Source organism: Alteromonas sp. MTD1 (assembly GCF_042848195.1).
In the GTDB taxonomy this organism is placed as follows: Bacteria; Pseudomonadota; Gammaproteobacteria; order Enterobacterales; family Alteromonadaceae; genus Alteromonas.
The window spans coordinates 323,231-348,710 of record NZ_BTGG01000004.1 but is presented as its reverse complement, the minus strand read 5'-3'; the positions used below and the strand labels follow the sequence as shown (position 1 = coordinate 348,710).

Genomic DNA, 25,480 nt, shown 5'->3' with positions numbered 1-25,480 from the left:
CTCAATAAACTCACTCACTTCGTTCGCTGGAGCGCATACACGCAGGGCAACTTCGTTTATGCACCAGGCGATTGCACCGTTATTGAAAAGTGATGTACTTCAAAGGTACATCCAAAATGGTTAGGATATTATTAACAATATCGCTAGTGACATTGTCGGTGTTTGCTTATTTTATTGCTCAGAAGCAATGCATTAGAGAAAGTGTAAAAGAAACAAAAGTTGCACCTAGCGTTCTAATTCAAGCAGACCAGCACTTTTTTAGATGCGACGAACGCAAGTATTGTAGTCAGATGAAGTCTGCTCAAGAAGCACTCTTCTTTCAAAAGAATTGTTCGAATATACATTTAGAGATTGATCAAGATGGAACGCTTTGTAATGGGTATTTCCAATTACGTAAATAACAAAACCAAGGAACTATTATGAAAGCTAAAACGAGAAAGATATTGGCTTATACGTCTGCTGTCATGATTCTAGGTAGTTTGGGGTTCTATGTGTCTATGAAAGACTACCAAAAACAGAATATGGCTGAACTTTTCAATCAAACATTTTCTTAAATTAGAAATTAAGAGCTGTTGAAAATGACAGTTTCAACTTTATTGAAAAGCCTTTATTTAGAAGTGAGTGAACATAGGGAAATTAAAGCATTTAATGGGCTTCTAATTTTACACCATACGTTATTACCACCTGGCTGGAAGTTAGGCAGTTTAATATAAATGAGCATATCTAGATTTTTCCACAATTTACTCTTCCGCATTGCGCACAGCGGCAAAGATATTTTTAAATTGGAAGTAAATAGTCAAGAGATTAGGTTGTCGAAAAACGGTTTGCTTGTTAACACCATCATTTGGACGGATATTTGTTCAATCAAAGCTTTTAAAAAAGATAGCTTAACTGTTGACCCTATTGTTTTAAATATACGTTATTCAACCAACACCAAGCATGTAGTCGCTTTTGACGAATTTATGCTTGGCTTCGATGTACTTGTTTTAGAAATTAATAAAAGATACGGTTTAAACGACACTTGGATAAATCGTGTTAATGCAGGGGCATTCAGTGAAAACTTGGAAGTATTATGGCAGCGTGCATAACGGCTCACTCAGTTCACTGGGGCCTGAAAACGTAGAGCCACTTCGCCATTAAGCCCTGCCCGCCTGCGCTCGTTATCGAAAAGTTATATGCCAAGGAAAAAATGAGTCAATCACCAAACGCTGAGCATTCAGCCAAACTGATCTATGAAGGTGAAATCAGATTTGGCCCCACCTATTTTAAGCTCGAACTTGACGGACACATTTTAGCTGGGCATTTGTTTGGGCGAGTGCTCACATGGTCACCTTGTTCAAAGTATCTAGCGTTGGAAGAATGGCTAACTATCGACTACTCACAAGGCCCAAGAACAAGGTTGTTTTTGATAAACCTTGAAGAACACACCTACTCAGAGTTCAAAACAATCGAAAACGGCTTTGTTAGAAATGTTCACATTAATAGCGGCACTGTTCAGTATGTGAAAGAGTTTCCTGCTACCGGATACGGGCTCGAAGCAGAAATAAAAATTTCAAAAATTAGTAATTGGCGCAAACTTGACGTATATAAAACGAATAAAATCGCTAACAGCTATTCACTAAGGCACTAAGCTGTAGGGCAGCCTCCCCTAGTGCCTAACATGTATACGCGCTTATAGAAAAGTTACTCAATATGGATATGATTAATTACTTTCAGCAAATGTTCGATTTGGCCTCTGAAGGAGAGCTTCAAGGAATTTGGTTCTGGGCATCATGCTACATGCTCGTTGTGTGCCTTTATTCAGCATATTTTCAAATCCAAACACGATATTGGGCTTCTACTGTTGGCCAAATTCACAGCTTAGGACTGAAAAAGTTTGGTATCTCAAACGATTTAACCGAACAGCAATACCGCGGTAGAGCGCTTTATTCATATGTAGTAAATGGTAAAAATTATGAAGGAACGCGCATTTCACCTTGGGTCTTCGTTACCAATTACAATGCGAAGGGCTTACTTCTTAAACAACAATCTGGCATCAACATGCCAACCGAAGACACTGTTACCATTTACTACAACCCTAAAAAACCACAAAAAAGCTTTTTAATTAAGGCGAATAAATTTGGTATTTTTGTTACGCTTATCGTCGCAGTAGCGCCTTTTTTGACTTATGTAAGTCGTTTTCATTTTTAATGCACTGAAAAATTATTTAAGACACTTAACATTAGCTATGAAGCCAAACGCTAATTGCCAACTTTATTGAATGCCAATGCGCTTTCAATTAGCCTATAGGTTTGGGCGTGCGTATTTCTCGTTCTTAGGGAAGACTGTTCGCCAGTGTTAACAAAGTGTACGGACTATTTTCACGTTAACAGGAAGCCCAGTCGCTAATTCAGAATATGGAGGTTTGAATGGATTGTAAGAATTGCGGATCTGATAACACACAAAGATTAGAAGTTGTTTATGACGGCGGCTATTCAACGACTGAAAGCACAAGCTATTCGTTTGGTTTACTGGGTGGCAATTATGGAGGTGGTCTTGGTGGTGCAAGAACCACTACAAATGAAACATCAGTTTCTAACTTGGCAAAGAAAGCTGCGCCCCCTGAAAAGCTCACATACAGATACTTGATAATTCTAATTGCTATCGGCGCCCTCTTGGTAACAAAATCCAGCGAATTAAACTTCTGGTTTTTCTTTGGTTTGCTCTTAATAGCAACTGGCGGATACCTTGTGCATTTCGCCTATAAATTCAATAAATACCGGTGGCCCCTGCAATATGCACATTGGCATCGACAATGGTTTTGCCATAAGTGCGGAAATATTTTTCACTAGACGATATATCTAATCGTTATGTAAAAAGCTATCTCATGACGGAATTTAATAAAAAACAACTCGCAAGACACGGAGTCAACATGAAGCTTTTACTCATTCTTACCTTACTTAGCATACTTTCCGCATGCGCATCTAAACCCTCTCAGGAAAAGGAATCTGAAAATAAAATAACTGTCACTGGCACTAGAATAAAGCGTTCAGAACTTCCGCCTGGCCCAAAACTCAAAATGACTATTAATAAGGAAAACAAGTCGAGCAATATAATGCAGGCGTTCGCGGATATGCAAAACCTTCCTCAACCTAAGGATATTGGCAATTGCTCGGGGCTTATCTCAGCCTTATCTAGCTCGAACTTAAGATTAAGAATAATAGATTCCAATAATGCAGTATTAAAAACTGAGCATGGTATATACGAATATTCGTTCGACGACGAGAGCTGCCCAACAGGTTAACATAACTTATTTTTCGATTTATAAGGGTTAGTTCCTTGTTCGATGAAATACAAACACAAACCATTGTATAGCTTAAGATAAAGTAGCTTTCATGGCTTTGCCAGATATACAATGAGTAAAAACAAGGAGAGTTAAATGCAACAAATCAATATTCTTGTTATTGCGTTAAAAATCGCTGCAATAGTGCTGTTCTTGGACGTTATAAAAAATGTGCCAAACGACATTTTAAACATTCAAGTTGTTGATATGGGGCTCAATGAATCGACAATTTTTACGCTAGTTGTAATTCCCGCTATTATAAAAACCTTCGTAGCACTAGTACTTTGGTTCTTTCCAAAGTTACTCATTACTTCAGTAGCTCCAGACGCAGCAAAGCTTGATGGTTCCCTTGGACAGGCCGCATCCTTATATAAGGCAATAATACCTGCTATTGGTGTCTACGTTGTTTCTATGGCCTTAGCCGACCTTTCTTACTTTATATCTTTACAAGGTGAGTTGCAGCGTCAATATTCAGCAGAACTACAGCCTAGCGATAAAGCTGGTTTCGTGGCTACTATCGTACAGATTGCTATTGGTGCATTGCTAATAGTTGGCAGCAACTTTATGAATAAAATGATGGTAAAAATTCGTGGGTAGTATTTTTTTAACAAACAACGTAAATGGTCTAACGTCAACACATTCACGTTTACTACTAACATTCTTTCTGTTTTTTTGGTCACAATCTGTTATCGCCAATTGCCTTCTATCAGAAGACAGGTTTAAAAACGCATCAACCATTTTTGACACTATTGGCTCCGTCGACTCCTTCAAAGCTACATATTCTTCGCATGTAAAACAGCATGGTAGTGTGGAAAGTTACTCTGTTCTTCATAACTATATCGTATTACGGTATTTACCAGTGCAACTAGAAGAAGGGTTGTTTATCGTTTCATTCGATCGTTCAGGGTCAGATTATTTTATTTTTCACGCAACAGGGCTGGTCGAGCCGCAACAGTTTTACAAAGGTACAGTTGATTTAAATACATGCAGTCTTAACTTTGATATTAGCAGTGATGATTTTGTACAAATGAGTTTCGCTGAAAAGGGGATAATTACTCTCAACTCCTCTAATGCTAGCTTCGTTTTCTTCAATTCAAAAATTGTGAACGAGTAGCGCTGCCTTTCAGGAACGTTTTACAACACGCTTATTTCTACCAGTATTTATCTAGATTAATATTCACGGAAGCTATGAAATTTACAATAAACCTTACAATAAATGACTGGATTACTTGTCAACAACTCTTATCCAATGAAGCGCCCCGAAAGTATTGAAAAGCGAAAACGGATTGTTGGCCCTCTTTTTGAAACATCAAGTGCTGTCTTGATACCAATTAGAGACCTTGAAACTAAAGAAGAAATAGTTAACTTTTTGAGTAAAAAGCTAGAAAAAACACAGTAAACCACTTACATAAGAACCACCAAGGAACATAACAATAAAATGGAACCCAACTACTCAGATTACTCAACCTTAGAGCTTGAAGACGCGCTAGCTGATGTTGATAAAAACGCTTTTCCAAAGCGAGTTGAACGCAGGCCAACATGGCATGTTATGGGTAAACCTAGATGCAACCTATCACGATAGTGTGAAAGGCGTGAACAGGCTGGGTTGTCACGCAGGCGTTACTGCACAAACACTAGACAGTACGGTAAACAATACCGACTTAAAAACCGCAGTTTACCTTGCAAGGAAAATTTATAGCTACGCAGCAAGGTTTTAGATTCTCATCAATAATTTGATAGATGGAACAAGGATAAGTTTTTATCAAGCCTACCGGCTACTGTAATCTCATGGTTAGCTTTTTTAACCTATTGCTTATTACTAGTTAAAGGAATAACCAAGGGAACCATATTTAAACACAAGGACTGTACAATGAAATCAAAACTTCTCTTCGCGCTTTTTACAGTTGTTATTTCGCTACTTTCGCTTTTTGCTGGATTTGTAGCAGGTACCTCAAACATTGCTGGTTCAAATGTAAGTCAACTGTATTACGGCGCTTTAGAATTACAAGCTATTCAGCATTACATTGATACTCAAAGGTATGAAAAAGCAAGAGAGTTGATATGTAGCTCACTGAAAGCCAGAGTGAATATTATGAACCTGGCAAAGCCAATGATGAGCAGCAGAAAAAGTGACGAGATTGATCAATTTAGCCAATCTCTGTTGGTTTCGGAAATTGAAAACAATGAAGCGGCTCTGCTGGATAATTGCAATTAGAAAAACAGCCATACCGCTTATGGCAAGCCCACGCTGCTGAACAAACGTGTTTCAAGGTGAATTTTTGTTCTTAACACTGTCAGCTTACTTAACACTTGAAGTGAAAAAAACGGCGCTCAAAAATAAACCAATGCTATAACATAGCCTTACATAGAAGGTGTGATTTTTGCATAAAATACTACTATTGGTTGTATGTTGGTTTGGAGTCTGAAATGAAACGAACAGTAATTGGCGCTTTTCTATTTGTATTATCTAGCGTTGCGCATGCTGGATTGATAAGCATCGGTTTTGAAGAAGTTCAGGCTGGTTACACCCCGCAACCACAATTCAAACCACAAATCATCAACAATCAATTTGCTAGTCTTGGCATTGTCTTCGAAAATGCATTAGTGGGTGATTGTACTAATAGCGCATTTGGTACGGGTGTTGTGCATCTATACAGCGAAGGAAAAGGCGCCTGCGGAGACTACACGCCAGATATTAAAATGTTCTTTGTTAATCCTAACGATATAAATGAGCGTGCATTTACCACATTCTTTTCAATATTAGTTACCGATGGAAACGACACTACACTTGAAGCATACGACGTAGACAATAACTTGCTTACCAGCATTTCAACGATAGACGGCGGTAAGAATGAAACGCTAACCCTTGAAGAAATTGGCGATATAGCATGGTTGAATATCTTTTCAATAAGTGATGGTACTGGCTACGACGACATTGTGTTTGAAGAAGTTAAACTTTTTAGTGTGCCTGAACCTGTTGGCTTAGCCATTATGGGCTTGGCGCTAGCCGGCATTGGCTTCTCTAGGAAGAAAAAGAACCACTAGGATAGCGCCAATGCTTAACGGCATTTAGGAACGCACGCATTCTTGCCGACTGATGAAGTCGCTGAGGATGCACAATATACATCGTGTGCTGCATCGGGTTAGCCTCTTTAAAGATAACTTCCATTTCACCTTGCTCAATACATTGTGATACTGCGTAACTAGGCAGCCTAGCCACACCTCTTCCCTTTTTCACGTGTGCTATTAACGACAAATTGTCGTTCACTTTAAGCCAGCCAGATACCGCCACACGCTTTCTGTTTATGGTCCAGCTGTCTTGATCAGGCCCTGTTAAACACGCATGTGAAGCTAATTCACTTACGTGCTCTATCATTCCGTTGGCTCGAATATAATCTGGCGAAGCCACTATCATATGCTCATATTGAAACAACGGTTTTGCCACCATGTCCTGCGGCGGATTATTGGTTGACCTAAAGGCAATATCAAATTGACCTTTGTTGAGGTCGTGTCTGTGATAGCTGGTATCAATATGCAGCGACACTCCTGGGTTTTCTTGAGAAAATTGAAAACAGCATTCGCCCAAAACAAAATGCGCAAAAAGGTTTGGCGCCGTTAACGAAATTTTCCCCTCTAGTTGGGTTTGCTCACGAATTAAGTTTTGTTCTATATCTTGCACACATTTAGTCAGCTTCTTTGTATCGGCATGTACTTGTTGCCCTTCCGCAGTAAGGTGCACTTGCCTAGTTGAACGCTGCAAAAGCTTTACGCCTAGCGTCTCTTCAAGCGCCTTGATTTGCTCAGACAAATACCCTCTAGAAATGCCTAAGCGTTCAGCCGCTTCTCCAAAATTTAAGGTATCTGCAACCGCGCTAAACAACACTAAACGCTCAATTTTTTTATGTGGTTTCACAATCAACACTATTCACTATAGCTGCTATCTATTATTCACTATACCATACAATGAATTCGTTTTATTAACGCTGAAGAATTGCCAAAAGCCCTATACACTTTGTGTAATAAATTTCACAGTAATAAATACGACGAGAAGAATTATGAGCACGTTTCCTCTTCAACATTATTTTCCACATGCTAGCCAGCTTGTGTACGGCTGCATGGCCATTGGCGGTGAATGGAATACTTCACCACTTAGTAGCGAGCACCAAAAGCAAGCAGACCACGCGATAAATGCCGCGCTAGACAGCGGTATCACAGTGTTTGACCATGCTGACATTTACAAAATGGGCAAAGCAGAACAGGCTTTTTCCAATGTGCTTACGCAAACACCGTCGCTACGTGAAAAGATGGTAATACAGTCGAAATGTGGCATTCGATTTGATGATGAGTTTGGCCCAAAGCGTTATGACTTGTCGTCTGAATGGATAATAGAAAGCGTTGAGCAGTCGCTTAAGCGTCTAAAAACCGACTATTTAGATATACTACTTTTCCATCGCCCCGACCCATTGATGGATCCTGCCGACATTGCCAGCGCTATGAATAAACTTTACGAGAGCGGCAAGGTAAAACACTTTGGTGTATCAAACATGAGCGCGCTTCAAATTCAGCACCTTCAACACTTTACTGATAAACCGCTTATTGCCAATCAAATTGAGATGAGCCTGACGAACCTTCAATTTGTTGAGGAAGGTATTTTGGTAGGCAATCCAGAAGGTGGTTCAGTGAACTTCACGCCTGGCACCATTGAATACGCGGTACAGAATGGAATTCAGCTGCAGTCGTGGGGCGCAGCAAGCCAAGGTAAATATACGGGTGCACCAGTACAGCTTAACGAAAAAGAACAGCAAACCAAGGCATGCGTAGATTCGCTTGCAGAGAAGTATAACGTGTCACCAGACGCTATTGTGCTTGCCTGGTTAATGCGCTTAAGTGCGAACATTCAGCCTATTATCGGGTCGGCTAAGCCAAAGCGAATTCAAAGCGCAGCGGCAGCAACGTCAATTCAGTTAACCCGTGAAGACTGGTATTCGCTTTACGTACTTGCCAGAGGAGCTGAATTACCATGATATTTGCCAATGATACGCAAATAGGCATGCAGCAAGCGCGAGCAGTCACTGATTACGCTATTAAATGGGCGTAATAAAGTAAAAATGGCACGCCGTGGCGTGCCATTTGTGGTTCGATTTCTTTTTTACTGCAACAACATGCGCACCAACTGCGCAATGAGCAAAATACCCATTAATGGCCAAATCCACTTTGCCCACTTTGCTGCATCTTCGTTACTAATACGCATCTTTGAGCGTTCGATAAGCGGTATGATGAGCGCTAATGCCCCAAACAATACGGCCAATAAAATAATGACTTCCATTATCGCATTCCTATCGCATATTTAAGCACTTCTTTCTTTGCTGGTCCTATGCGCTGGGCAACCGAAAGAAGCTGATTTCTTATCCATTTTATGGGGGCAACGTCGTTGCTAAACAAGGTATAGAACCCATCCATTGCCGTCATCATTATCAAGTTATCGCGCTTTCTAGGTCGTTCAAAGTCTTGTTTTAAGGCACTCACAAACGCATCAGAATGTAATGGCATGCGCTTGGCGGTTACCGACAAAAAGGCTTCAATGTCTTTAAACCCTAAATTAACGCCCTGCCCCGCTAACGGGTTTATAGTGTGCGCTGCATCACCAAGAATAACACTGCAACCCTTGATATAACTGTTCGCATGCGAACGAGTAAGCGGGAATACGGCTTTGTCCACCACCGTAAATGTATTGTTGTTTAGCGTTAATTCTTGTGGAAACGCTGACATAATCTCTTGCGTAAGCTGCATGTTGTTTAGGCTTTTTAAACGCGTTAACTCGTCAACGCTGTCGTACCACACTAACGATGCGTAATTACCAAACATGGGCAAGAAGGCTTTAGGCCCGCTAGGCGTAAATTGCTGCCACGTTATGGCGTCTACCGGCCTGTGCATTTCAACTGTAATGCCCATCGCTTGCTGAGCGTATTGCCAACCGTTGGTGCCTATACCAGCCGCTTGTCGCACCTGAGAATTAGCACCATCGGCACCAACAAGCCACTGAGCTTGAATCTGCGTGTCATCGTCTAGCGTTATTGTAGCCGTTTGCTCAAGCGCGATACGCTTAACCTTTTGCCCTGTAACAACAGTTACGTTCTCAAATTGTTCAAGTGCTTGTAGGCAGCCTAACTGCAACAACCTGTTTTCAACAAAATAGCCTAGTTGAGGTACGTTGATGCTTTGCGAAGTAAAGTCTGTACGATGCTGTGGTTCATCCCATACGCTTAAACCTGTGTAAGGTTTTACACGCATCGCTTTAATGTGCTGCCATGCGCCTAATGCTTCAAGAAGTGTGACCGACGCATCGCTTATGGCTGATACGCGAAGATCAGGGCCATCGCTATCGCTGTACGGCTTGGGTAAAAATGGCTCTATCACCACCACGTTATACTGCTGCTGGGCTAACCCCAACGCTAACGCTGCGCCCACCATGCCGCCGCCATTAATACAAAAATCGACCATTTATTCTCCTTAAAACACGCACTTACATTATGTAATAAAACACTTTGCTGTGTGAAGTAAAACGTAGAATTGGTTTGCCTTAGATCAAAACGCAATGAATCGTCGTAAGACACTGGGAATATGCGTGCATAACAGGTAAAATATGCGGCTATTTTGAACATCTTCCGTAACGGGTGCAGCGCCTTTGTTGAAAATACTCATACAACAAACCGCCACCACTTACTTGGAACTTTATCAGGTTATCGAATAGTTGTTATGACTAAAAAGCTGTATATCAAAACCTGGGGCTGCCAAATGAACGAGTACGACTCGGAGAAAATGGCGGACTTACTCGACTCAACGCACGGCTACAGAGCGGCAGAAAGCGCTGAAGAAGCCGATGTTATTTTGCTTAACACGTGTTCTATTCGCGAAAAAGCACAAGAAAAAGTGTTTCACCAACTAGGTCGTTGGAAAACCCTTAAGCAAGATAAGCCAGAACTTATTATTGGTGTTGGTGGCTGTGTTGCCTCTCAAGAAGGCGATACCATTCGCCAGCGCGCGCCGTTTGTAGACCTTGTTTTTGGCCCACAAACGCTGCACCGTTTGCCTGAAATGATTAACGAACTTCAAGGCGGCGCAAAGTCAGTCATTGATGTGAGCTTCCCAGAAATTGAAAAATTCGACCGCTTACCCGAGCCTCGCGCTGAAGGGCCAACGGCGTTTGTTTCTATTATGGAAGGCTGCTCGAAATACTGCACATTCTGCGTAGTACCTTACACTCGTGGTGAAGAAGTAAGCCGTCCAGTAGATGACGTGTTACTTGAAATTGCGCAACTTGCTGGTCAAGGCGTTCGCGAAGTTAACTTACTAGGCCAAAACGTAAACGCGTTTCGTGGTGAGCACTTCGACGGCACTATTTGTCGCTTCTCAGAGCTTTTAGAGCTTGTTGCCGCTATCGATGGTATTGACCGTATTCGTTATACCACGTCACACCCAGTGGAGTTTACTGATGACATTATTGAAGCATACGCCTCTATTCCTGAGCTTGTAGATCACCTACACCTTCCAATTCAAAGCGGTTCAGATCGCATATTGAACTTGATGAAGCGTGGTCACACGGCGTTAGAATATAAATCTAAAATGCGTAAGCTTAAGAAGATCCGTCCTAACATTAGTTTGTCGAGCGACTTCATTATTGGCTTCCCTGGCGAAACCGACGCCGACTTTGAAGCTACCATGGATTTAATTCAGGCCGTAGATTACGACCTTAGCTTCAGCTTCATTTATAGTGCGCGTCCAGGTACACCTGCAGCCGATGCCGTAGATGATGTAAGCGAAGATACCAAGAAGCAACGCCTTCACCTTCTTCAACAACGTATTACTCAGCAAGCACTGCGTATTGCACGCCATATGGTGGGTACAGAGCAGCGTATTTTGGTTGAAGGCCCGTCTAAGAAAAACCCGATGGAGCTTTCAGGTCGTACTGAAAACAACCGCGTGGTTAACTTTGAAGGCACGCCAGACATGATTGGTGAGTTTGTTGATGTGAACATTACCGATGTTTTCACCAACTCATTGCGTGGTGAAGTTGTGCGTAGAGAAAGCGAAATGGGCTTGCGTGTTGCCGTTTCGCCCCAATCTATCATGGCAAAGCATCAGGCAGATTTGCCGGATGAACTTGGCGTGGGTCAATTCAACCCAGCCTAACAACACGTTTTACTTTTTATAAAAGCGAGGAATAAAGTAGCTTGAGTACATTGGTTAGTAATGAATTTGATTTAGAACCGGCAGATACCAAACGTTTGTCCAGTTTATGTGGCCCTTTTGATGACAACATCAAGCAAATAGAACGCAGATTAGGGGTAGAGATTACCTACCGCAATAATGCATTTAAGGTACTAGGCGAGCCACAGCAAATAAAAAGCGCCAGCGAGCTACTGAAGCTACTTTATATCGAAACACAGCCTGTTAAAGGCCGTGTTCCCGAGCTTGAAGCAGAACAAGTTCACCTTGCTATTCAAGAAGCCCGCGTTATTGAGAAAGATGCAACAGGCGGTTATGGCAAGGAAGTAAACATCAAAACCAAACGTGGCGTTATTAAGCCGCGTAATCCAAACCAAGCGCAATACGTGGCAAACATTGTTAACCACGACATTACATTTGGTATTGGCCCTGCTGGTACGGGTAAAACTTACCTAGCCGTTGCCGCTGCAGTTGATGCCTTAGAACGTCAAGAAATTCGCCGAATATTGCTTACCCGCCCAGCGGTTGAAGCAGGCGAAAAGCTTGGTTTCTTACCTGGCGATTTATCTCAAAAAGTGGACCCATACTTACGCCCGCTTTACGATGCCCTGTTTGAAATGTTGGGTTTCGAAAAAGTAGAAAAGCTTATGGAGCGCAACGTTATTGAAGTAGCGCCATTAGCGTATATGCGTGGTAGAACGCTTAACGACGCCTTTATTATTTTGGATGAAAGCCAAAACACCACGGTTGAACAAATGAAGATGTTCTTAACCCGTATTGGTTTTAATTCAAAAGCGGTTATCACCGGGGATATCACTCAGGTAGATTTACCACGCGGTGCTAAGTCAGGGCTACGCCACGCTATTGAGGTATTAAGCGAAGTGGATGATATTTCGTTTAACTTCTTTAACGCAGAAGACGTAGTACGTCACCCTGTTGTAGCGCGTATTGTGCGTGCCTATGAAGTTCACGATGCTGAACAAGAACGTTTGCGTAAAGAGCGTAAAGAAGAAGCGCTTCGACTACAGCGCGAGCAAGCAGCAAGCGATGCACAAAGTAGTAATAGCACTAGCAGTAATGCTAATAACAGCGATAACACCCCATCGTGAGCGCCATTATTGACTATCAGCAAGCGTTTGAGGGCGACAACGCCATTTTAGCTGCAATCCCCTCACCCGCTGACCTTGAAACTTGGGCTAACGCAGTACTTGCTTGTGAAGGGCTTGAGCATCAAGAAGTTACCATTCGTTTTACCGATGAAAGCGAAAGCCAGAGCCTAAACAGTGAATATCGCGGGAAAGACAAACCCACCAATGTGCTGTCGTTTCCGTTCGAAGCACCGCCTGGCATTGACATGAATCTGCTGGGCGACCTTATTATTTGTGCTCCTGTTATCAGCCGTGAAGCTGCCGAGCAGAATAAAAAAGTGCAGCATCATTACGCCCATATGACGGTACACGGCATCTTGCATTTGTTAGGCTACGACCATATTGACGATGCAGAGGCCGAGGAAATGGAAAGCAAAGAAATTGCTATTCTTGCGGGCTTAGATATTAAGAATCCCTACGAAGCATAGGCAGCGCAATTCGTTTAGAAAGAAAGCTGAATATACTGTACTGAAGAGGCGTTACAATACTTTATAAGTGTATGTAACACCTATCTTTTTATACTTAACAACAATAAATCATTGACGACCAGCAAGAAGCATTTTAACGTTGGCGTTGAACTAACAATTAAACGGACATTATGAGCGACGATAATCCTCACTCTACCAACGGCTCATCAGGCAAGAGTTGGTTAGATAAACTAAAAAATTCAATTTCTGGCGAGCCGAGAAGTAAAGAAGAGTTGGTATCAGTAATCACTGATGCCGAGCAAAACGAAATCATCGACCCACAAACCCGCGAAATGATTGAAGGGGTAATTGGGGTAAACGAAATGCGAGTAAGGGATATTATGATCCCTCGCGCTCAAATGACCACCATAGACGTAGAGCAAAAGGTAGAAGAGTTTTTACCTGTAATGCTTGAATCTGCCCACTCCCGTTTTCCTGTAATTAGCGAAGACAAAGACCACATTGAAGGTATATTGCTAGCAAAAGATTTACTGTCTTTTGCATTTAATGCCGAAAAAGAATTCAACCTTCGCGATATTCTTCGCCCTGCTGTGATTGTGCCAGAAAGCAAGCGTGTAGACGTCTTATTAAAAGAGTTTCGCCAGCAGCGCTACCACATGGCAATTGTTGTTGATGAGTACGGCGGTGTATCTGGCCTGGTTACCATTGAAGATATCTTAGAGATCATCGTGGGTGAAATTGAAGACGAGTACGATACCGAAGAAGACGGTACAGACGATATTCGCCCGTTGAACAAATCGACCTACACGGTAAAAGCACTGACGCCTGTTGATGACTTTAACGAGTTTTTCGAAACAACGTTTAGTGAAGAAGAAGCCGACACCATAGGTGGTATTGTTTTAAAAGCATTTGGCCACATGCCAGAGACCAACGACGAAATTGTGATAAACGATATTCAGTTTAAAGTGACAAACTCAGACAAGCGTCGCTTAATTCAGCTAAAAGTGTCGGTACCGTCACTCGAGTAAAGTAAGTAAAACCAAGTTACTAATACAGGTGCTGAAAGGCACCTGTACTGTTTTAAGCAGTTTTTATCGCTTTTTTACTGCTTTTTTAAGAACACTCTTTACAACGCTGGCTTTAGGCTATCGCTGCAGCAGCTTAAACTCATGAAACATACGGTAAGTCGCTCACCATCATGTTAAAACGCATTTCTTCAGGTTTTTTATCTCACCGCTTTTCACGCTTCTTACCGCACCTGTTACTTGTTATGAGTGGTGCAAGTTTAACCCTTGCTTTTGCGCCCTTTAACTTGTGGCTTATTACCATTCCTGCTCTTGCGCTGGCTTTTCGTCAAATTATAAAACTGAAGCACAAGCCTTTTTTAGCTGGCTGGCTATTTGGCGCAGGTTGGTTTGGTGCAGGCGTAAGTTGGGTGCATGTGAGTATTGCCGACTTTGGCGGTCTGCCGCTTATAGCATCTATCGGTTTAATGGCACTATTATGTGGCTACCTTGCACTGTACCCTGCGCTCGCTATCAAGTTTACTGCAAAGTACTTTCCAACAAGGCTTTGGCCAATGGCTCTGCCCTTTTTCTGGGTGGTAGCAGAATGGTTGCGAAGCTGGATGTTATCTGGCTTTCCATGGCTTTCGCTTGGGTACAGCCAGCTTGATAGCCCACTAGCTGGGTTTGCCCCAATTATTGGCGAAACCGGCATTACCGCACTGTTAGTGTTAAGTGCGGCGCTGTTAGCACTAGTAAATAATAAACGTACGGTGTTTAACGCCGCATTAGTTATTAGCTGCTTATTTGTAAGTGGTTATTTGCTTTCGCAGCACACGTGGGTGAAGCCAAAGCAGACCTACAGTGTGGGGATGGCACAAGGCAATATTGCGCAGAGTCTACGTTGGGTTCCCGAGCAAGACGAACCCACTATGCAAACTTACTGGTCGCTTACTGAAGGGCTTTGGAGCAATGATTTAGTTGTATGGCCTGAGGCAGCCGTACCCAAACTGGAACCGCTTGCTCAGCCATTTTTAGCCAAAGTGAACGAGCGCGCTTTTAACGAAAACACAGCGCTTATTACTGGCATTGTGAACTACAACTGGGAAACCGACGAAGCGTGGAATAACCTAATTGTGTTGGGGAAACGCAATGAAGATGCTGCGTATCCTGACTATCAGTACTTTCACAACAACCGCTTCGCTAAACATCATCTTCTACCTGTAGGAGAGTTTGTTCCCTTTGAAGACTGGCTTCGCCCACTTGCCCCTTTATTCGATTTACCCATGTCGAGCTTTTCAAGAGGCGGTTTTCAGCAACCTAATTTAGAAGCAAACGGCATTAAGTTAGCGCCGGCCATATGTTTTGAAATTGCGTTTCCAAGGCAGGTAATGGCTAATGTGCATGCTGATACTGATATGATCATTACTGTAAGTAATGATGCATGGTTTGGTCGTTCACATGGCCCTGCGCAGCATTTACAGATTGCGCAAATGCGTGCACTGGAGATGGGGCGCCCTGTGCTGCGTGCAACCAATAATGGTATTACTGCGTTTATCGACCATAAAGGCAAGATAAATGCCGTGCTGCCTCAATTTGAAGCGGCGAGCATTACCGCACCGATTATTGCAACTGTTGGCTTTACACCCTTCTACCACCTACAAGACTTAGGCGTTTGGTTTATAGTTACCCTACTACTCATTGGTGCTGTGCTAGTTAGAAGACGAGGTTAGTATTTAGCCTCGTTTTAAGATGTAAGTACCTAAAGCACCAATACTATTTATGAATAAAATAGCTTCTAACGCATAAACGATAAATTACGCGTAGAGAAGTTAGCTAAATTTGGAAATACTTCTAGCAATTGGTTATCCGTTAGTCCAAACCATGCGCCCAACGTGGCGGCGTATTGGTCTACCGCAATAGTAGGTAGCAGCCTGCCGTCACCAATGTCCTGATTACCGTTTAGCATTAGCTCTGGCACTTCGCCATATACATCGCCACCATTTACTGCACCGCCAAGTACAATTTGATGCCCGCCCCAACCATGGTCGGTGCCATCACCATTACTTGTCATTGTTCTACCAAAATCTGATGCGGTGAACGTAGTAACAGCATCCGCTACACCAAGCTCTTGAGTTGCGCTGTAGAACGCTGCTAAACCTTCTGCTAACTCGGTTAGCAAACGTGGATGGTCGGCGTTTTGGTTGTCGTGTGTGTCCCACCCACCCATTGCAACGTAATAGACTTGCCGTGGCTGATCCAGAGTTTGTCGCGTAGCTATCATTCTTGCCACACCTTCCATTTGCGCACCAAAGCGCGATGCTGGAAATTCGGTTTGTAACTCATCAACTGTTGCTAATGCACTGTTCACCAAAGAGCCAGTTCTTCGGGTACGCTGCACAATATCACTAAAGGCTTGCTGAAAACGGTTAGACGCACCACTGTTAATAGTATCGTAAAAGGCCGCATTAGCTTGTTGCCAAGACACATCTGTATTAATTCCCACCATTTCTTCTGCGCCGTTTGGCCCTAAAGCAAATGGCAGCACGTTGCGACCCGTTTGCCATAAATTGCCACCAGCCATTGAAAGGTTCATAGACAACGGATGCCCCGAGTCATAAATCAAGTCGGCCATTCTGCCCGCCCACCCAGTAAGTGCAACGTTTTGTGGGTCAGCAGTTTGCCAATGATTTTGCTGGTCACTATGAGAGAATAACTGCGGAGGTAATACAGCTTGACCCGATAACACCTGACTTACTGTTACCGGCTGAATAAGCGGCCCCATATTCGACACAAATGCGGCATGCCCGTTTGCGTAAACGTTAGATAAACTTGCAAGCGATGGATGCAACCCAAGCGAAGAGTACTGTGCAGAACGTGTAGCAATAGGTAGTGTTTCTTCAAGGGCTACTGCTAAGTTTTGGCGTGTACTTTCATAAGCGCTATACGCTGCCGACTCTGTTGGTACAAGCATGTTTAGGCTGTCGTTACCGCCAAGTAAAAACACGCACACCAACGCTTTATAGTCATTAAACGGTTGGGTTTGAGACATGGCCTGCACTAAAGAAAATTGTGAAGACACACCATATAGTGAGCTAGCACCAACGGCTGAAGCGATTCCTTTTTTTAGAAATGTACGTCTATTCATCATTGTGCTCCAAGCCTAAGGTTGAACGGCAAATTCAGGGGATATGGTAGCGAGATACACTAAGTTTGCGTATTTCATCCAAGCGACTTCGGCACCCGACCAGTGCTCTGCGGCGTTGTGTAACGCCTGCCGCGTTTCATCATTCATTTGCCCGGCGAACAACACCAGGTTTATATATTCGATAATGGCGTCATCGCTTTGAAGCGCTACCAATTGGTCGAAGTTAACGATGCCAACATCATCTTCCACTATCTCGTCGCCACGTAAGTTGTTAAACCAAGCCATGTAGAACATATAGTTGATATAACGCGTCACGCTAATCTCATTTTCTAACTGAAACTCGGGCGAGGTTAGGCCGCTATCGCGAATGTCGCCTGGCAGGCTGTAATCAGGACGATAGAAATTAAATACGCTAGGCGAGCCTAGTGGTGAAAGCCCTAAATTATATTCAACAAACTCATGGCCCATGCCGTTGTCCCGTGCACCTGAACTAAATGCACGCATGGTATGCGCTAACCTAAGTAACGGCATACGCAGCTTTCCAGTTTGTCGAGCGCTAAGCGTTACCGCTTCTTCATCGAGCAAAATGGTCTGAACAACCGCTTGCAAGTCGCCTCTTACGCCATCGCCGTTATCATTAAAAACTTGCGATACCCGCGCAACATACTGTGGCGACGGATTACTACTTACGAGCCTTTGTATTAGTTGTTTTGAAATAAATGGGCCAACATTAGGATGATGAAATAAGTCATCTAACGCTTGGCTTAAGTCTTGTTCTGCACTTTGACCTGCAGGCAACACAGTGCCGTTTAACAGTACTTTTTCACCTTCATCATGAAACGCGTTGTAGGCCGACATAGGCGTTAAACTGTCGTAATGCCATTCCCACCAATGTGATTTTCCAGCAAAGTGCCAACCTGTAAACACATGGGCAAATCCTTCTATTTCATCTTGTCCATAGGTAGCAATTGTATTGCCCGCTGCATCGCGTTTTGCGGTGCCGTCAGGGTTAAGTTCAACCAAGCCAATGGTAAATAGCTGCATCACTTCTCTGGCGAAGTTTTCATCTGGTCGTATATTTCGCTCGTCGTCGGGGCGCTCATTACCCAGCATGCTCAAATACATACCCATCATCGGGTTAAGGGTAATTTCTTCCAAAAGGGTTCTGAAATTACCGAAACTGTTTCGTACCAAAACATCGTAGTAGTTGGCGACACCGAGTGGGTCAACCAACAAACGAACGTCTTTGGTCGACACAACGAAGATTTGTGATAGTGCAAAGGCTACACGCTGACGAAGCTGGTCATCGCTGTTGACTACCCTGTCCCACCATGATTCAACCCAATGCTGTGAATACATTTCATCGGCGGCATATTTGGTACTAAGCAATGGCAAGTGTAGTGATGCAGGCGTATTAAATTGCTCGGCTAGCCAAGTTTGCCTGTCTATGTTGGCGGCATACTCAATACTTTGTAGCGTTGGACCAAACGTAGACTGCATTAAAAATAACGCAGCGCTTTCCTGCCCCATGGGTGTTGGCTCATCTTCGGGCGGAGGCGGTGCTTCGGGTGGGGGCGTTTCAGGTGGCGCTTCTGGTGGTGTTTCAGGCGGCGGTGTTTCAGGTGGTGCTGGGGAAGGTGAAACCGGTGTTGCACCGTCTCCCTCTATGGGAGTTTGTGGTGACGCGCTATCACCAGAACCACCACAGGCAGTTAGAAACAAACAAAAAAGGAAGATATAGAGTGCTCTCATAACCCTTGCCTACGATGATTTACACCATTTAAGTGTATATCACGCGTGCAACATTTGGTTATTACACGCGTGCTTTAGGTATAAAATCACTGACCACCGGCAGCCTGTATTGCCGTTAGCGCTACTGTAAATACAATGTCATCTACCAGCGCGCCGCGGCTTAAGTCGTTAACCGGCTTACGCATGCCTTGAAGCATTGGGCCAATGCACACTAAGTCAAAACTGCGCTGTACTGCTTTGTAAGTGGTGTTTCCAGTATTAAGGTCTGGGAACACAAACACGTTTGCCTTACCTGCAACAGGGCTATTTGGCGCCTTACTTCGCCCTACACTCTCAATGGCCGCCGCATCGTATTGAAGCGGTCCATCAATGAGTAAGTCAGGGCGCAATGACTGTGCAATTTTGGTTGCTTCTCGCACTTTTTCCACATCGCTGCCCGCGCCTGAAGTACCTGTACTGTAGCTGATCATTGCCACGCGAGGCTCTATGCCGAACATTTGAGCAGAAGTAGCCGATTGGATAGCAATGTCGGCAAGCTGCTGTGCATTAGGGTCTGGGTTAATAGCACAATCGCCATATACCAACACTTGATCAGGCAGCAGCATAAAGAACACAGACGAAACGAGTGATGCATTTTCTGCGGTTTTTATAAGCTGTAATGCTGGGCGAATAGTATTGGCCGTGGTATTAACCGCGCCTGACACTAAGCCGTCTACGTGGTCTTGCTGAAGCATCATGGTGCCAAGCGTTACGTTATCGCTCAACAACTCGTTAGCAACAACCTCGGTTACGCCTTTATGGCCGCGCAGTGCTACTAAACCTTCAACATAGTCTTGTTTAATGTTGCTCGGCGATAATATTTCAACGCCGTCACCAAGCACTACACCCTGCTGTTCTGCTACGCGTCTTATCTCAGTCTCGTCACCCAGTAAAACGGGGCGCGCTAAACCACGCTTTGCACAAATTGACGCGGCCACAACTGTGCGTGGTTCGTTACCTTCGGGAAGCACAATGCGCTTGTTAACCTGCCGTGCACGGTTAGTCAGGTAAAAACGAAACGCCGAGGGTGACAGCTTTCTCTGTCGTGATACTTTTTCAGTAAGCGAGGTTACCCACTTTGCATCTAAGCTTTCTGCAGTATGTACCATTACCTTTTCTATACGATTGCTATCGTCAACCGGCACTTCTTGGTTAAACGCCTGCAGGTTTTGTGCTGTTTGCCATGTATTGGTATTGACCAGCATCACCGGCAAGCCTGTTTCCATTGCTTGGCTGCACAACGCCATAATGTTCTCATCTGGCTCGTAGCCACCAGTCAGTAATAACGCACCTAGCTTGGTACCGTTTAATGCGGCTAGACAGCACGATACAAACACGTCACCGCGGTCGCCAGACATTACAAGCAATGCGCCTGGTTTTAGGGTATGAGTCATGTTGTGAATTTCACGGGCACAAAATGAAACACTGCTTAATCTGCGCTCTGCCATTTCCCCTTCATTTAACAAGGTAGCATTTAAATGTTTTGCCACGTCGGTTGCCCGTGGCGACACTAAATCGGCGCTCCAGTCTATGGTGCCTAATAAGCTTAAGCCTTTCTTGAAGATTGGAAGGTCACGCAGTGCTTGTGTGCGAGCTTCGTCGTGCTCAGGCGCTTCAATGGCACCAATATCGGCACGTAAACGCCCATGCTCATCAAAAGGCGCATTAACTTTGTTGAATATGCAGCCAACTACTTTTTGGCTTTTATGGCCGCCGTAAGTATCAACCACAATTTCTAGACGGTGATTAATGTCGGTTACCGAGTCGTTTCCAGGCACAGCAACAAATACAATATCAGCGTCTAATGCTCTGCTGATTTCTAGGTTTAAACGCTCAGCATAGGGATGGTGTCGTGTGGTAACTAAGCCTTCAATCACCGTTACGGCTTCATGCTCACTGTTATCTTCAAAACGCTCGATAATTTCTTCTAACAACTCATCTGTGCTGTCGTTACTGATCATGCGCTCTACATAATCTAGCGTAAACGGAGAAATAGGTGACACGCTGGCGTGGTGTGAAATGATGGCCGTTGAACGTTCTTCACCATTATCACCTCTTCGAGGCTGTGCGACTGGCTTAAAGAAATTGAGCTTAATGCCTTGCTCTTCAATAGCGCGAACAAGACCCATGCTGACAGTAGTAAGGCCCACACTGGTGCCCACTGGGATCAACATTATTTTGCGAGACATAAATGCTCCTGATATAGCGCCTTATTGCAAAGGCACTGGTTCAAAACTAATTAAAAACCTGATGCAAACTTAGACTGGCTAATGCAAGCCTATGCAAACTGTGCGGCTTGTGCTGCAATAACCCACTCTTCATTGGTAGGCACAACTAGTACTTTGGTGCTTGATGATGGTGCACTTATTTCGCCCGCGTTTCCAAATCGCGCATCAAGGTTTTTCTGCTCATCAATTGCTACACCAAAATGCTTGAAATAGCCCATAGTGGTTTCGCGGATCAGTGACGAGTTTTCGCCAATTCCGCCGGTAAACACAATGGCATCTAGGGTTGGTACAGCAATCATGTAGCCCGATATGTATTTGGCCAAGCGATAACAGAAAATTTCAATGGCAAGTAACGCACCTTCATGCCCGTTAAGTGCAGCTTCTTCCAATGTTCTACAGTCGTTACTTAACTCGGAGATACCCAATAGACCAGATTGTTTGTTCAACAGGTCGTTTATTTCTTCTGCCGTTTTACCATGCTTTTGTTGCAATGTTCCAGGTAGACTTGGGTCTAAGTCACCACATCGGGTACCCATCACTAACCCCTCAAGCGGTGTAAAGCCTAAGCTAGTGTCTACCGCTTGACCTTTTTCGATGGCTGATACGCTACAGCCATTGCCAAGGTGTGCACTAATGATGCTTGTGTCCTCTACCGATTTATTTAGTTGAGCAGCAGTACTGTCTAAAATAAATTTATGGCTAGTACCGTGGAATCCGTAGCGACGGATACCGTGTTCTTTGTAAAGTGCCATTGGAAGCGCATAAACAAAGGCTTTCTTGGGCATGGTTTGGAAAAATGACGTATCGAATACTGCAACATGCGGTAAATTCGGGTAGGCCTCTTGAGCAGTAGTAATGCCTTTCAAGTTTGCCATGTTGTGAAGCGGCGCCATGCTGGCATATTCTTCAATGGCAGCCAGAACGGTTTCATCTACCAATGCTGCTTGTTTAAATTTCTCGCCACCATGCACCACACGGTGACCAATAGCGATTGGCACAACATCAGTTTGCGCAATTACCGACTGAATAGCATTCAATGCTTCTGTGTGACCCGCTTTCTCGGGCAGTGCTAACGTATTTTTTTTGCCGTCTATCTTATACGACAAGCTAGCGTCTTGGTTGCCTAGGCTCTCTGCTATTCCAGATAGCCCTGCTTCACCAGTTTCAGCATTAATAATGGCAAACTTCACAGAAGAGCTGCCGCAATTTAAAACAATAACGTCTTTTTTCATTTGGATTTCAAATTAAAAGTGGTGGGTCAAACAATGAGTTTGAATTGTAGCATTTATAAACAAAAAGGTTGGTTAACGTTATGCTAAATCTTTTATAAAAAACATCGCATTCACTTGTTTTTCAAAGGGTCTTTTAGGTTTTCTATTTATTTCAACAGGCCTTAACTTTCCCATGGAAAAGGGCTTTGGAAACCCTTTTGGGATGGGATTAACGAACACAAAAACAAAAATTTTAAAAATTTTTTGTTTTTGGTGTTGAAAAGTATTTGGCCTATCCCTACATAGTATTTGTCGGCGCTGAAAGGTCAGGTCGACACAAACGCCGCCGAATTGTCGGGGCACATTAATTTAAACATATTGCTTTATTTTGAGGATATGACTATGCGTACTATCGATCTATCTCCACTTTACCGTTCATTCATCGGTTCAGACCACCTTGCTTCTCTTATTGACGCGGCTTCGCGCTCTGAGAAACAAAGTACTTACCCTCCGTACAACATCGAGCTTTTAGGCGACGATAAATATCGCGTAACCATGGCGATTGCAGGTTTCAGTAAAGACGACGTTTCGATTCAGGTTGAAGATAACACCCTGACTATTACTGGCACTAAAAAAGCGGAAGAGAAAGAGAGTAACGAACGTAAGTTCTTACATAAAGGTATTTCTGAGCGCAATTTTGAGCGTAAATTCCAACTTGGCGACCATGTGAAAGTATTGGCAGCTGATATGGAAAATGGCCTTCTACATATCGATATGGAGCGAGTCATTCCAGAATCGAAAAAACCACGTCAAATTGAAATTGGTTCTCGACTTATCGAAAACTAATCAACCAATTTCATAACTTCTTGGTTTGTTCCCCATTTTTTGCGGCGCCTTTTGGCGCCGTTTTTTATATTGGTCAGGGCGCACAGTTTAAGTCAATTTTAGATTGCTCGTCTGCAACAGGAAAACATTGACCCGACGGCAAAGCGTCAGGCGTATATCTTTCGAGCTCAGGGTCGTAAAGCCCCTCTTTTAAGAATGCCACTAAATCGTCAATTTCTTCTTCATTTAAATTCAATGGTACAAATCGTTCGTCCAGTAGACTATTGGCCAAGCGCTTTTGCGGTACTGCAGCATTTTTATACACCACGACCTGCCTTATGCTTGTAAAACTACCACCGTGTCCAAATACAGTAGAGTCTTTTAAATTGTAGAGCTGCGGTATTTTAAATTTATAGTTATCTTCCTCACGACCTGTAAACCCACCTCTTCCTTTCGCATCATTTTCTGTAACCACACCAGTTATGTTAGGGTCTGATGTATCAAGATCTGCAAACCCAATAGCCATAAACATTTCCTGGTTATTTGCGCCTACTTTTGAACTTAAGGCAGGCCCAATATGACAGTTTGCGCAACCTGCTTTACCAAAGAAAAGTATACCGCCTCTTTTTTCTTGATCAGTGAGCGCAGAGTCATCTCCTCTTAACCAGCGTTGAAATGGTGCTTGGTTCGCGAGTACCGTCCTCTCAAATGCAGCAATTGCTTTCCCCATATTTTCAAGAATATCATCCCCCCCATCAGGATAAGCTGCTTCATATAAGAGCTGATACTCAATATTTTGCTGCACAAAAGAGTTATTGAATGTGTTTAACCTATGCACTTTTGTACCTGCTACAGCTTGGGTTTCCAACCCCGCCAGACCACGAACATTCTCGAACTTAGGTGTACCTTGTGTTGCTAAAATATTAGCCGGTAACTCTGCGTTGATTAACCCACCATCCTGATTACCAAACTGACCATTCCAAAGCATAACCTCTTGAAATGCCGTATTTAATATACTTGGTGATGTTAACGGTTGAACATCAGGAACAAGGCTGGGGTTATCACTCAGTTTATCAAAGCCAGCTGCCAAGACACGCAGTTCTCCCGCAACGCCAAAGCCCGTTCCCCCTTCCCCAATGCCCTGAACAACACCGGATTTGAAACCAGCAGCAGCGTGGTGACAACTTGCACATGACCACGTATTAGCTCGTTCCGCATTGACGCCGTCAGTAGCAACCGCTGTCTCATGAAAAAGCATCATTCCTAGCTGTACTTTCTCAGCAGTAATTGGATTATTTGGATCGGCAGGAATATTCGCAAAATCTGAAGAATGAGGAAGCACTAATCCTTCGACTCCTCCGTCTAATGATTCATTCAGGGTATCCATTAGCTGTACAGACAGAGAACTTTCTACAAGAACTGGCTCTTCCTCGCTTTCAGCGCCGCATCCTACTAGAACAATTGCACTTACAAGCAATGATGCATATTGGACATTAGAATTTAACTTCATGACGTTACCTCTGTTTCAAACTAGTCACATCAAAATTCTCAAAGCATCAAGGGCAAAACATGACGATGGTGCCGGCTGAAAACACATATTAAAATTTATTAATATTAATATAGTCTAGCACTTCATGGAAAGCCAATTGTAACGACTGAACTTTAGTAGGAATAATGTCACCTTGCGATACTGCATCAAATGTCGACATCACTATCGCAAAGCTAGTTAATTTAATTCATGGACTAGTGAGGGATATGACATAGCTTGCTTTGCCAGCCTCACCCGAAGAAAAGGTGCCCGAAATACACTTATTGGAAAGCTCCCCCGTGGAAGCCGACGTTATTGCTTGAAAAGAACTAGTAGCCACACCCGTATCGAAAATACCTTCGTGTTTTAAAGTTACTGTCCCCCTCAAGCCATTTATTACACCTACAAATGATTCAAAACCAACAAATGAAGCTTTCGTTTGAGTTTCATATGCCATGACATACTCTAAATTGGATTCACCGACGATATCACCAGCGTACGTTTGTTTTACGGAAGCGCGGGTTAGCTTTGCACCTCCAGATTTTTCAGAAATCGTATCCTCTTCCCAACCTACGATAGAAAAATCACCTCTGCATTCCATACTATTTCCTCCAACGCTTT

General features: G+C 43.5%; 27 protein-coding genes. 18 read left to right on the top strand and 9 right to left on the bottom strand.

Annotation, left to right across the window (positions count from 1 at the left end):
- Window positions 1–419: 419 nt before the first annotated feature.
- From ACGHAV_RS07660 to ACGHAV_RS07610, 11 genes are all read left to right on the top strand, one after another.
- Window positions 420–554, top strand: a complete 135-nt coding sequence (locus ACGHAV_RS07660; RefSeq protein WP_390378618.1) for a hypothetical protein — start codon at window positions 420–422, stop codon at window positions 552–554.
- Window positions 555–713: 159 nt separating this feature from the next.
- The gene (locus tag ACGHAV_RS07655) at window positions 714–1,088 is read left to right on the top strand and encodes a hypothetical protein (RefSeq protein WP_390378615.1); all 375 of its coding nucleotides are present in this window, start codon (window positions 714–716) and stop codon (window positions 1,086–1,088) included.
- A 101-nt stretch (window positions 1,089–1,189) separates the two neighbouring features.
- Window positions 1,190–1,630 carry a hypothetical protein gene (locus ACGHAV_RS07650; protein ID WP_390378612.1) on the top strand — a complete coding sequence of 147 codons (441 nt, stop codon included), beginning with the start codon at window positions 1,190–1,192 and terminating at the stop codon, window positions 1,628–1,630.
- A 62-nt stretch (window positions 1,631–1,692) separates the two neighbouring features.
- On the top strand, window positions 1,693–2,190 hold the full coding sequence (locus ACGHAV_RS07645; RefSeq protein ID WP_390378609.1) for a DUF3592 domain-containing protein: 498 nt from the start codon (window positions 1,693–1,695) through the stop codon (window positions 2,188–2,190).
- 218 nt (window positions 2,191–2,408) lie between these two features.
- Window positions 2,409–2,831 (top strand): hypothetical protein, encoded by a 423-nt coding sequence (locus ACGHAV_RS07640; RefSeq protein WP_334013239.1) that lies wholly within the window; start codon window positions 2,409–2,411, stop codon window positions 2,829–2,831.
- 80 nt (window positions 2,832–2,911) lie between these two features.
- Window positions 2,912–3,283, top strand: a complete 372-nt coding sequence (locus ACGHAV_RS07635) for a hypothetical protein (protein WP_390378606.1) — start codon at window positions 2,912–2,914, stop codon at window positions 3,281–3,283.
- A 135-nt stretch (window positions 3,284–3,418) separates the two neighbouring features.
- Window positions 3,419–3,919 carry a hypothetical protein gene (locus tag ACGHAV_RS07630; RefSeq protein ID WP_390378604.1) on the top strand — a complete coding sequence of 167 codons (501 nt, stop codon included), beginning with the start codon at window positions 3,419–3,421 and terminating at the stop codon, window positions 3,917–3,919.
- 262 nt (window positions 3,920–4,181) lie between these two features.
- On the top strand, window positions 4,182–4,436 hold the full coding sequence (locus tag ACGHAV_RS07625) for a hypothetical protein (protein WP_390378601.1): 255 nt from the start codon (window positions 4,182–4,184) through the stop codon (window positions 4,434–4,436).
- 379 nt (window positions 4,437–4,815) lie between these two features.
- Entirely contained in the window at window positions 4,816–5,040 is a 225-nt protein-coding gene (locus ACGHAV_RS07620) for a hypothetical protein (RefSeq protein WP_390378598.1), read from the top strand.
- A 152-nt stretch (window positions 5,041–5,192) separates the two neighbouring features.
- Window positions 5,193–5,537: a hypothetical protein gene (locus tag ACGHAV_RS07615; protein ID WP_390378595.1), complete on the top strand. Its 345-nt coding sequence runs from the start codon at window positions 5,193–5,195 to the stop codon at window positions 5,535–5,537.
- A gap of 212 nt (window positions 5,538–5,749) precedes the next feature.
- Complete coding sequence (locus ACGHAV_RS07610) at window positions 5,750–6,367, top strand: PEP-CTERM sorting domain-containing protein (protein ID WP_390378592.1); 618 nt, start codon at window positions 5,750–5,752, stop codon at window positions 6,365–6,367.
- On the opposite strand, the gene ACGHAV_RS07605 is transcribed toward ACGHAV_RS07610, so the two are convergent.
- Window positions 6,345–7,235 carry a LysR family transcriptional regulator gene (locus tag ACGHAV_RS07605; RefSeq protein ID WP_390378589.1) on the bottom strand — a complete coding sequence of 297 codons (891 nt, stop codon included), beginning with the start codon at window positions 7,233–7,235 and terminating at the stop codon, window positions 6,345–6,347. The genes ACGHAV_RS07610 and ACGHAV_RS07605 overlap by 23 nt on opposite strands.
- A gap of 142 nt (window positions 7,236–7,377) precedes the next feature.
- Between ACGHAV_RS07605 and ACGHAV_RS07600 the strand changes: the two genes are divergently transcribed.
- Window positions 7,378–8,346 carry an aldo/keto reductase family oxidoreductase gene (locus ACGHAV_RS07600; RefSeq protein WP_390378586.1) on the top strand — a complete coding sequence of 323 codons (969 nt, stop codon included), beginning with the start codon at window positions 7,378–7,380 and terminating at the stop codon, window positions 8,344–8,346.
- A gap of 125 nt (window positions 8,347–8,471) precedes the next feature.
- On the opposite strand, the gene ACGHAV_RS07595 is transcribed toward ACGHAV_RS07600, so the two are convergent.
- Together ACGHAV_RS07595 and ACGHAV_RS07590 are read right to left on the bottom strand one after the other, a co-directional pair.
- A complete protein-coding gene (locus ACGHAV_RS07595) occupies window positions 8,472–8,648 on the bottom strand; it encodes a hypothetical protein (protein WP_334013230.1) in 177 nt (58 codons plus the stop codon).
- Window positions 8,648–9,823 carry an FAD-dependent monooxygenase gene (locus ACGHAV_RS07590; protein ID WP_390378583.1) on the bottom strand — a complete coding sequence of 392 codons (1,176 nt, stop codon included), beginning with the start codon at window positions 9,821–9,823 and terminating at the stop codon, window positions 8,648–8,650. Before ACGHAV_RS07590 ends, ACGHAV_RS07595 begins: the two co-directional genes overlap by 1 nt.
- 255 nt (window positions 9,824–10,078) lie before the next feature.
- On the opposite strand from ACGHAV_RS07590, the gene miaB reads away from it, so the two are divergent.
- The 5 genes from miaB to lnt all read left to right on the top strand — a co-directional run bounded on the left by miaB (window position 10,079) and on the right by lnt (window position 15,861).
- Window positions 10,079–11,512, top strand: a complete 1,434-nt coding sequence (gene miaB / locus ACGHAV_RS07585) for a tRNA (N6-isopentenyl adenosine(37)-C2)-methylthiotransferase MiaB (RefSeq protein ID WP_390378580.1) — start codon at window positions 10,079–10,081, stop codon at window positions 11,510–11,512.
- A 41-nt stretch (window positions 11,513–11,553) separates the two neighbouring features.
- On the top strand, window positions 11,554–12,657 hold the full coding sequence (locus ACGHAV_RS07580; RefSeq protein ID WP_390378577.1) for a PhoH family protein: 1,104 nt from the start codon (window positions 11,554–11,556) through the stop codon (window positions 12,655–12,657).
- A complete protein-coding gene (ybeY, locus tag ACGHAV_RS07575) occupies window positions 12,654–13,124 on the top strand; it encodes an rRNA maturation RNase YbeY (RefSeq protein ID WP_390378574.1) in 471 nt (156 codons plus the stop codon). Before ACGHAV_RS07580 ends, ybeY begins: the two co-directional genes overlap by 4 nt.
- A gap of 170 nt (window positions 13,125–13,294) precedes the next feature.
- Window positions 13,295–14,152, top strand: a complete 858-nt coding sequence (gene corC / locus ACGHAV_RS07570) for a CNNM family magnesium/cobalt transport protein CorC (RefSeq protein WP_390378571.1) — start codon at window positions 13,295–13,297, stop codon at window positions 14,150–14,152.
- A gap of 170 nt (window positions 14,153–14,322) precedes the next feature.
- On the top strand, window positions 14,323–15,861 hold the full coding sequence (gene lnt, locus ACGHAV_RS07565; RefSeq protein ID WP_390378568.1) for an apolipoprotein N-acyltransferase: 1,539 nt from the start codon (window positions 14,323–14,325) through the stop codon (window positions 15,859–15,861).
- Window positions 15,862–15,926: 65 nt separating this feature from the next.
- Here the strand turns inward: lnt and ACGHAV_RS07560 are convergent, their stop codons facing one another.
- The 4 genes from ACGHAV_RS07560 to ACGHAV_RS07545 all read right to left on the bottom strand — a co-directional run bounded on the left by ACGHAV_RS07560 (window position 15,927) and on the right by ACGHAV_RS07545 (window position 22,527).
- The gene (locus ACGHAV_RS07560; protein WP_390378565.1) at window positions 15,927–17,279 is read right to left on the bottom strand and encodes a DUF1501 domain-containing protein; all 1,353 of its coding nucleotides are present in this window, start codon (window positions 17,277–17,279) and stop codon (window positions 15,927–15,929) included.
- Between the two features lie 12 nt (window positions 17,280–17,291).
- The gene (locus tag ACGHAV_RS07555; RefSeq protein WP_390378562.1) at window positions 17,292–19,028 is read right to left on the bottom strand and encodes a DUF1800 family protein; all 1,737 of its coding nucleotides are present in this window, start codon (window positions 19,026–19,028) and stop codon (window positions 17,292–17,294) included.
- An 86-nt stretch (window positions 19,029–19,114) separates the two neighbouring features.
- Window positions 19,115–21,256, bottom strand: coding sequence for a phosphate acetyltransferase (pta, locus tag ACGHAV_RS07550; protein WP_390378559.1), 2,142 nt, complete (start codon window positions 21,254–21,256; stop codon window positions 19,115–19,117).
- Window positions 21,257–21,345: 89 nt separating this feature from the next.
- Window positions 21,346–22,527: an acetate/propionate family kinase gene (locus ACGHAV_RS07545; RefSeq protein WP_390378556.1), complete on the bottom strand. Its 1,182-nt coding sequence runs from the start codon at window positions 22,525–22,527 to the stop codon at window positions 21,346–21,348.
- Between the two features lie 381 nt (window positions 22,528–22,908).
- On the opposite strand from ACGHAV_RS07545, the gene ACGHAV_RS07540 reads away from it, so the two are divergent.
- On the top strand, window positions 22,909–23,352 hold the full coding sequence (locus ACGHAV_RS07540) for an Hsp20 family protein (protein WP_390378553.1): 444 nt from the start codon (window positions 22,909–22,911) through the stop codon (window positions 23,350–23,352).
- Between the two features lie 73 nt (window positions 23,353–23,425).
- Here ACGHAV_RS07540 and ACGHAV_RS07535 read toward each other — a convergent pair whose 3' ends face one another.
- Both ACGHAV_RS07535 and ACGHAV_RS07530 read right to left on the bottom strand, forming a co-directional pair.
- Window positions 23,426–24,841 carry a cytochrome-c peroxidase gene (locus tag ACGHAV_RS07535; RefSeq protein ID WP_390378551.1) on the bottom strand — a complete coding sequence of 472 codons (1,416 nt, stop codon included), beginning with the start codon at window positions 24,839–24,841 and terminating at the stop codon, window positions 23,426–23,428.
- Between the two features lie 226 nt (window positions 24,842–25,067).
- Window positions 25,068–25,460: a DUF3224 domain-containing protein gene (locus tag ACGHAV_RS07530; protein WP_390378548.1), complete on the bottom strand. Its 393-nt coding sequence runs from the start codon at window positions 25,458–25,460 to the stop codon at window positions 25,068–25,070.
- Window positions 25,461–25,480: the final 20 nt, after the last annotated feature.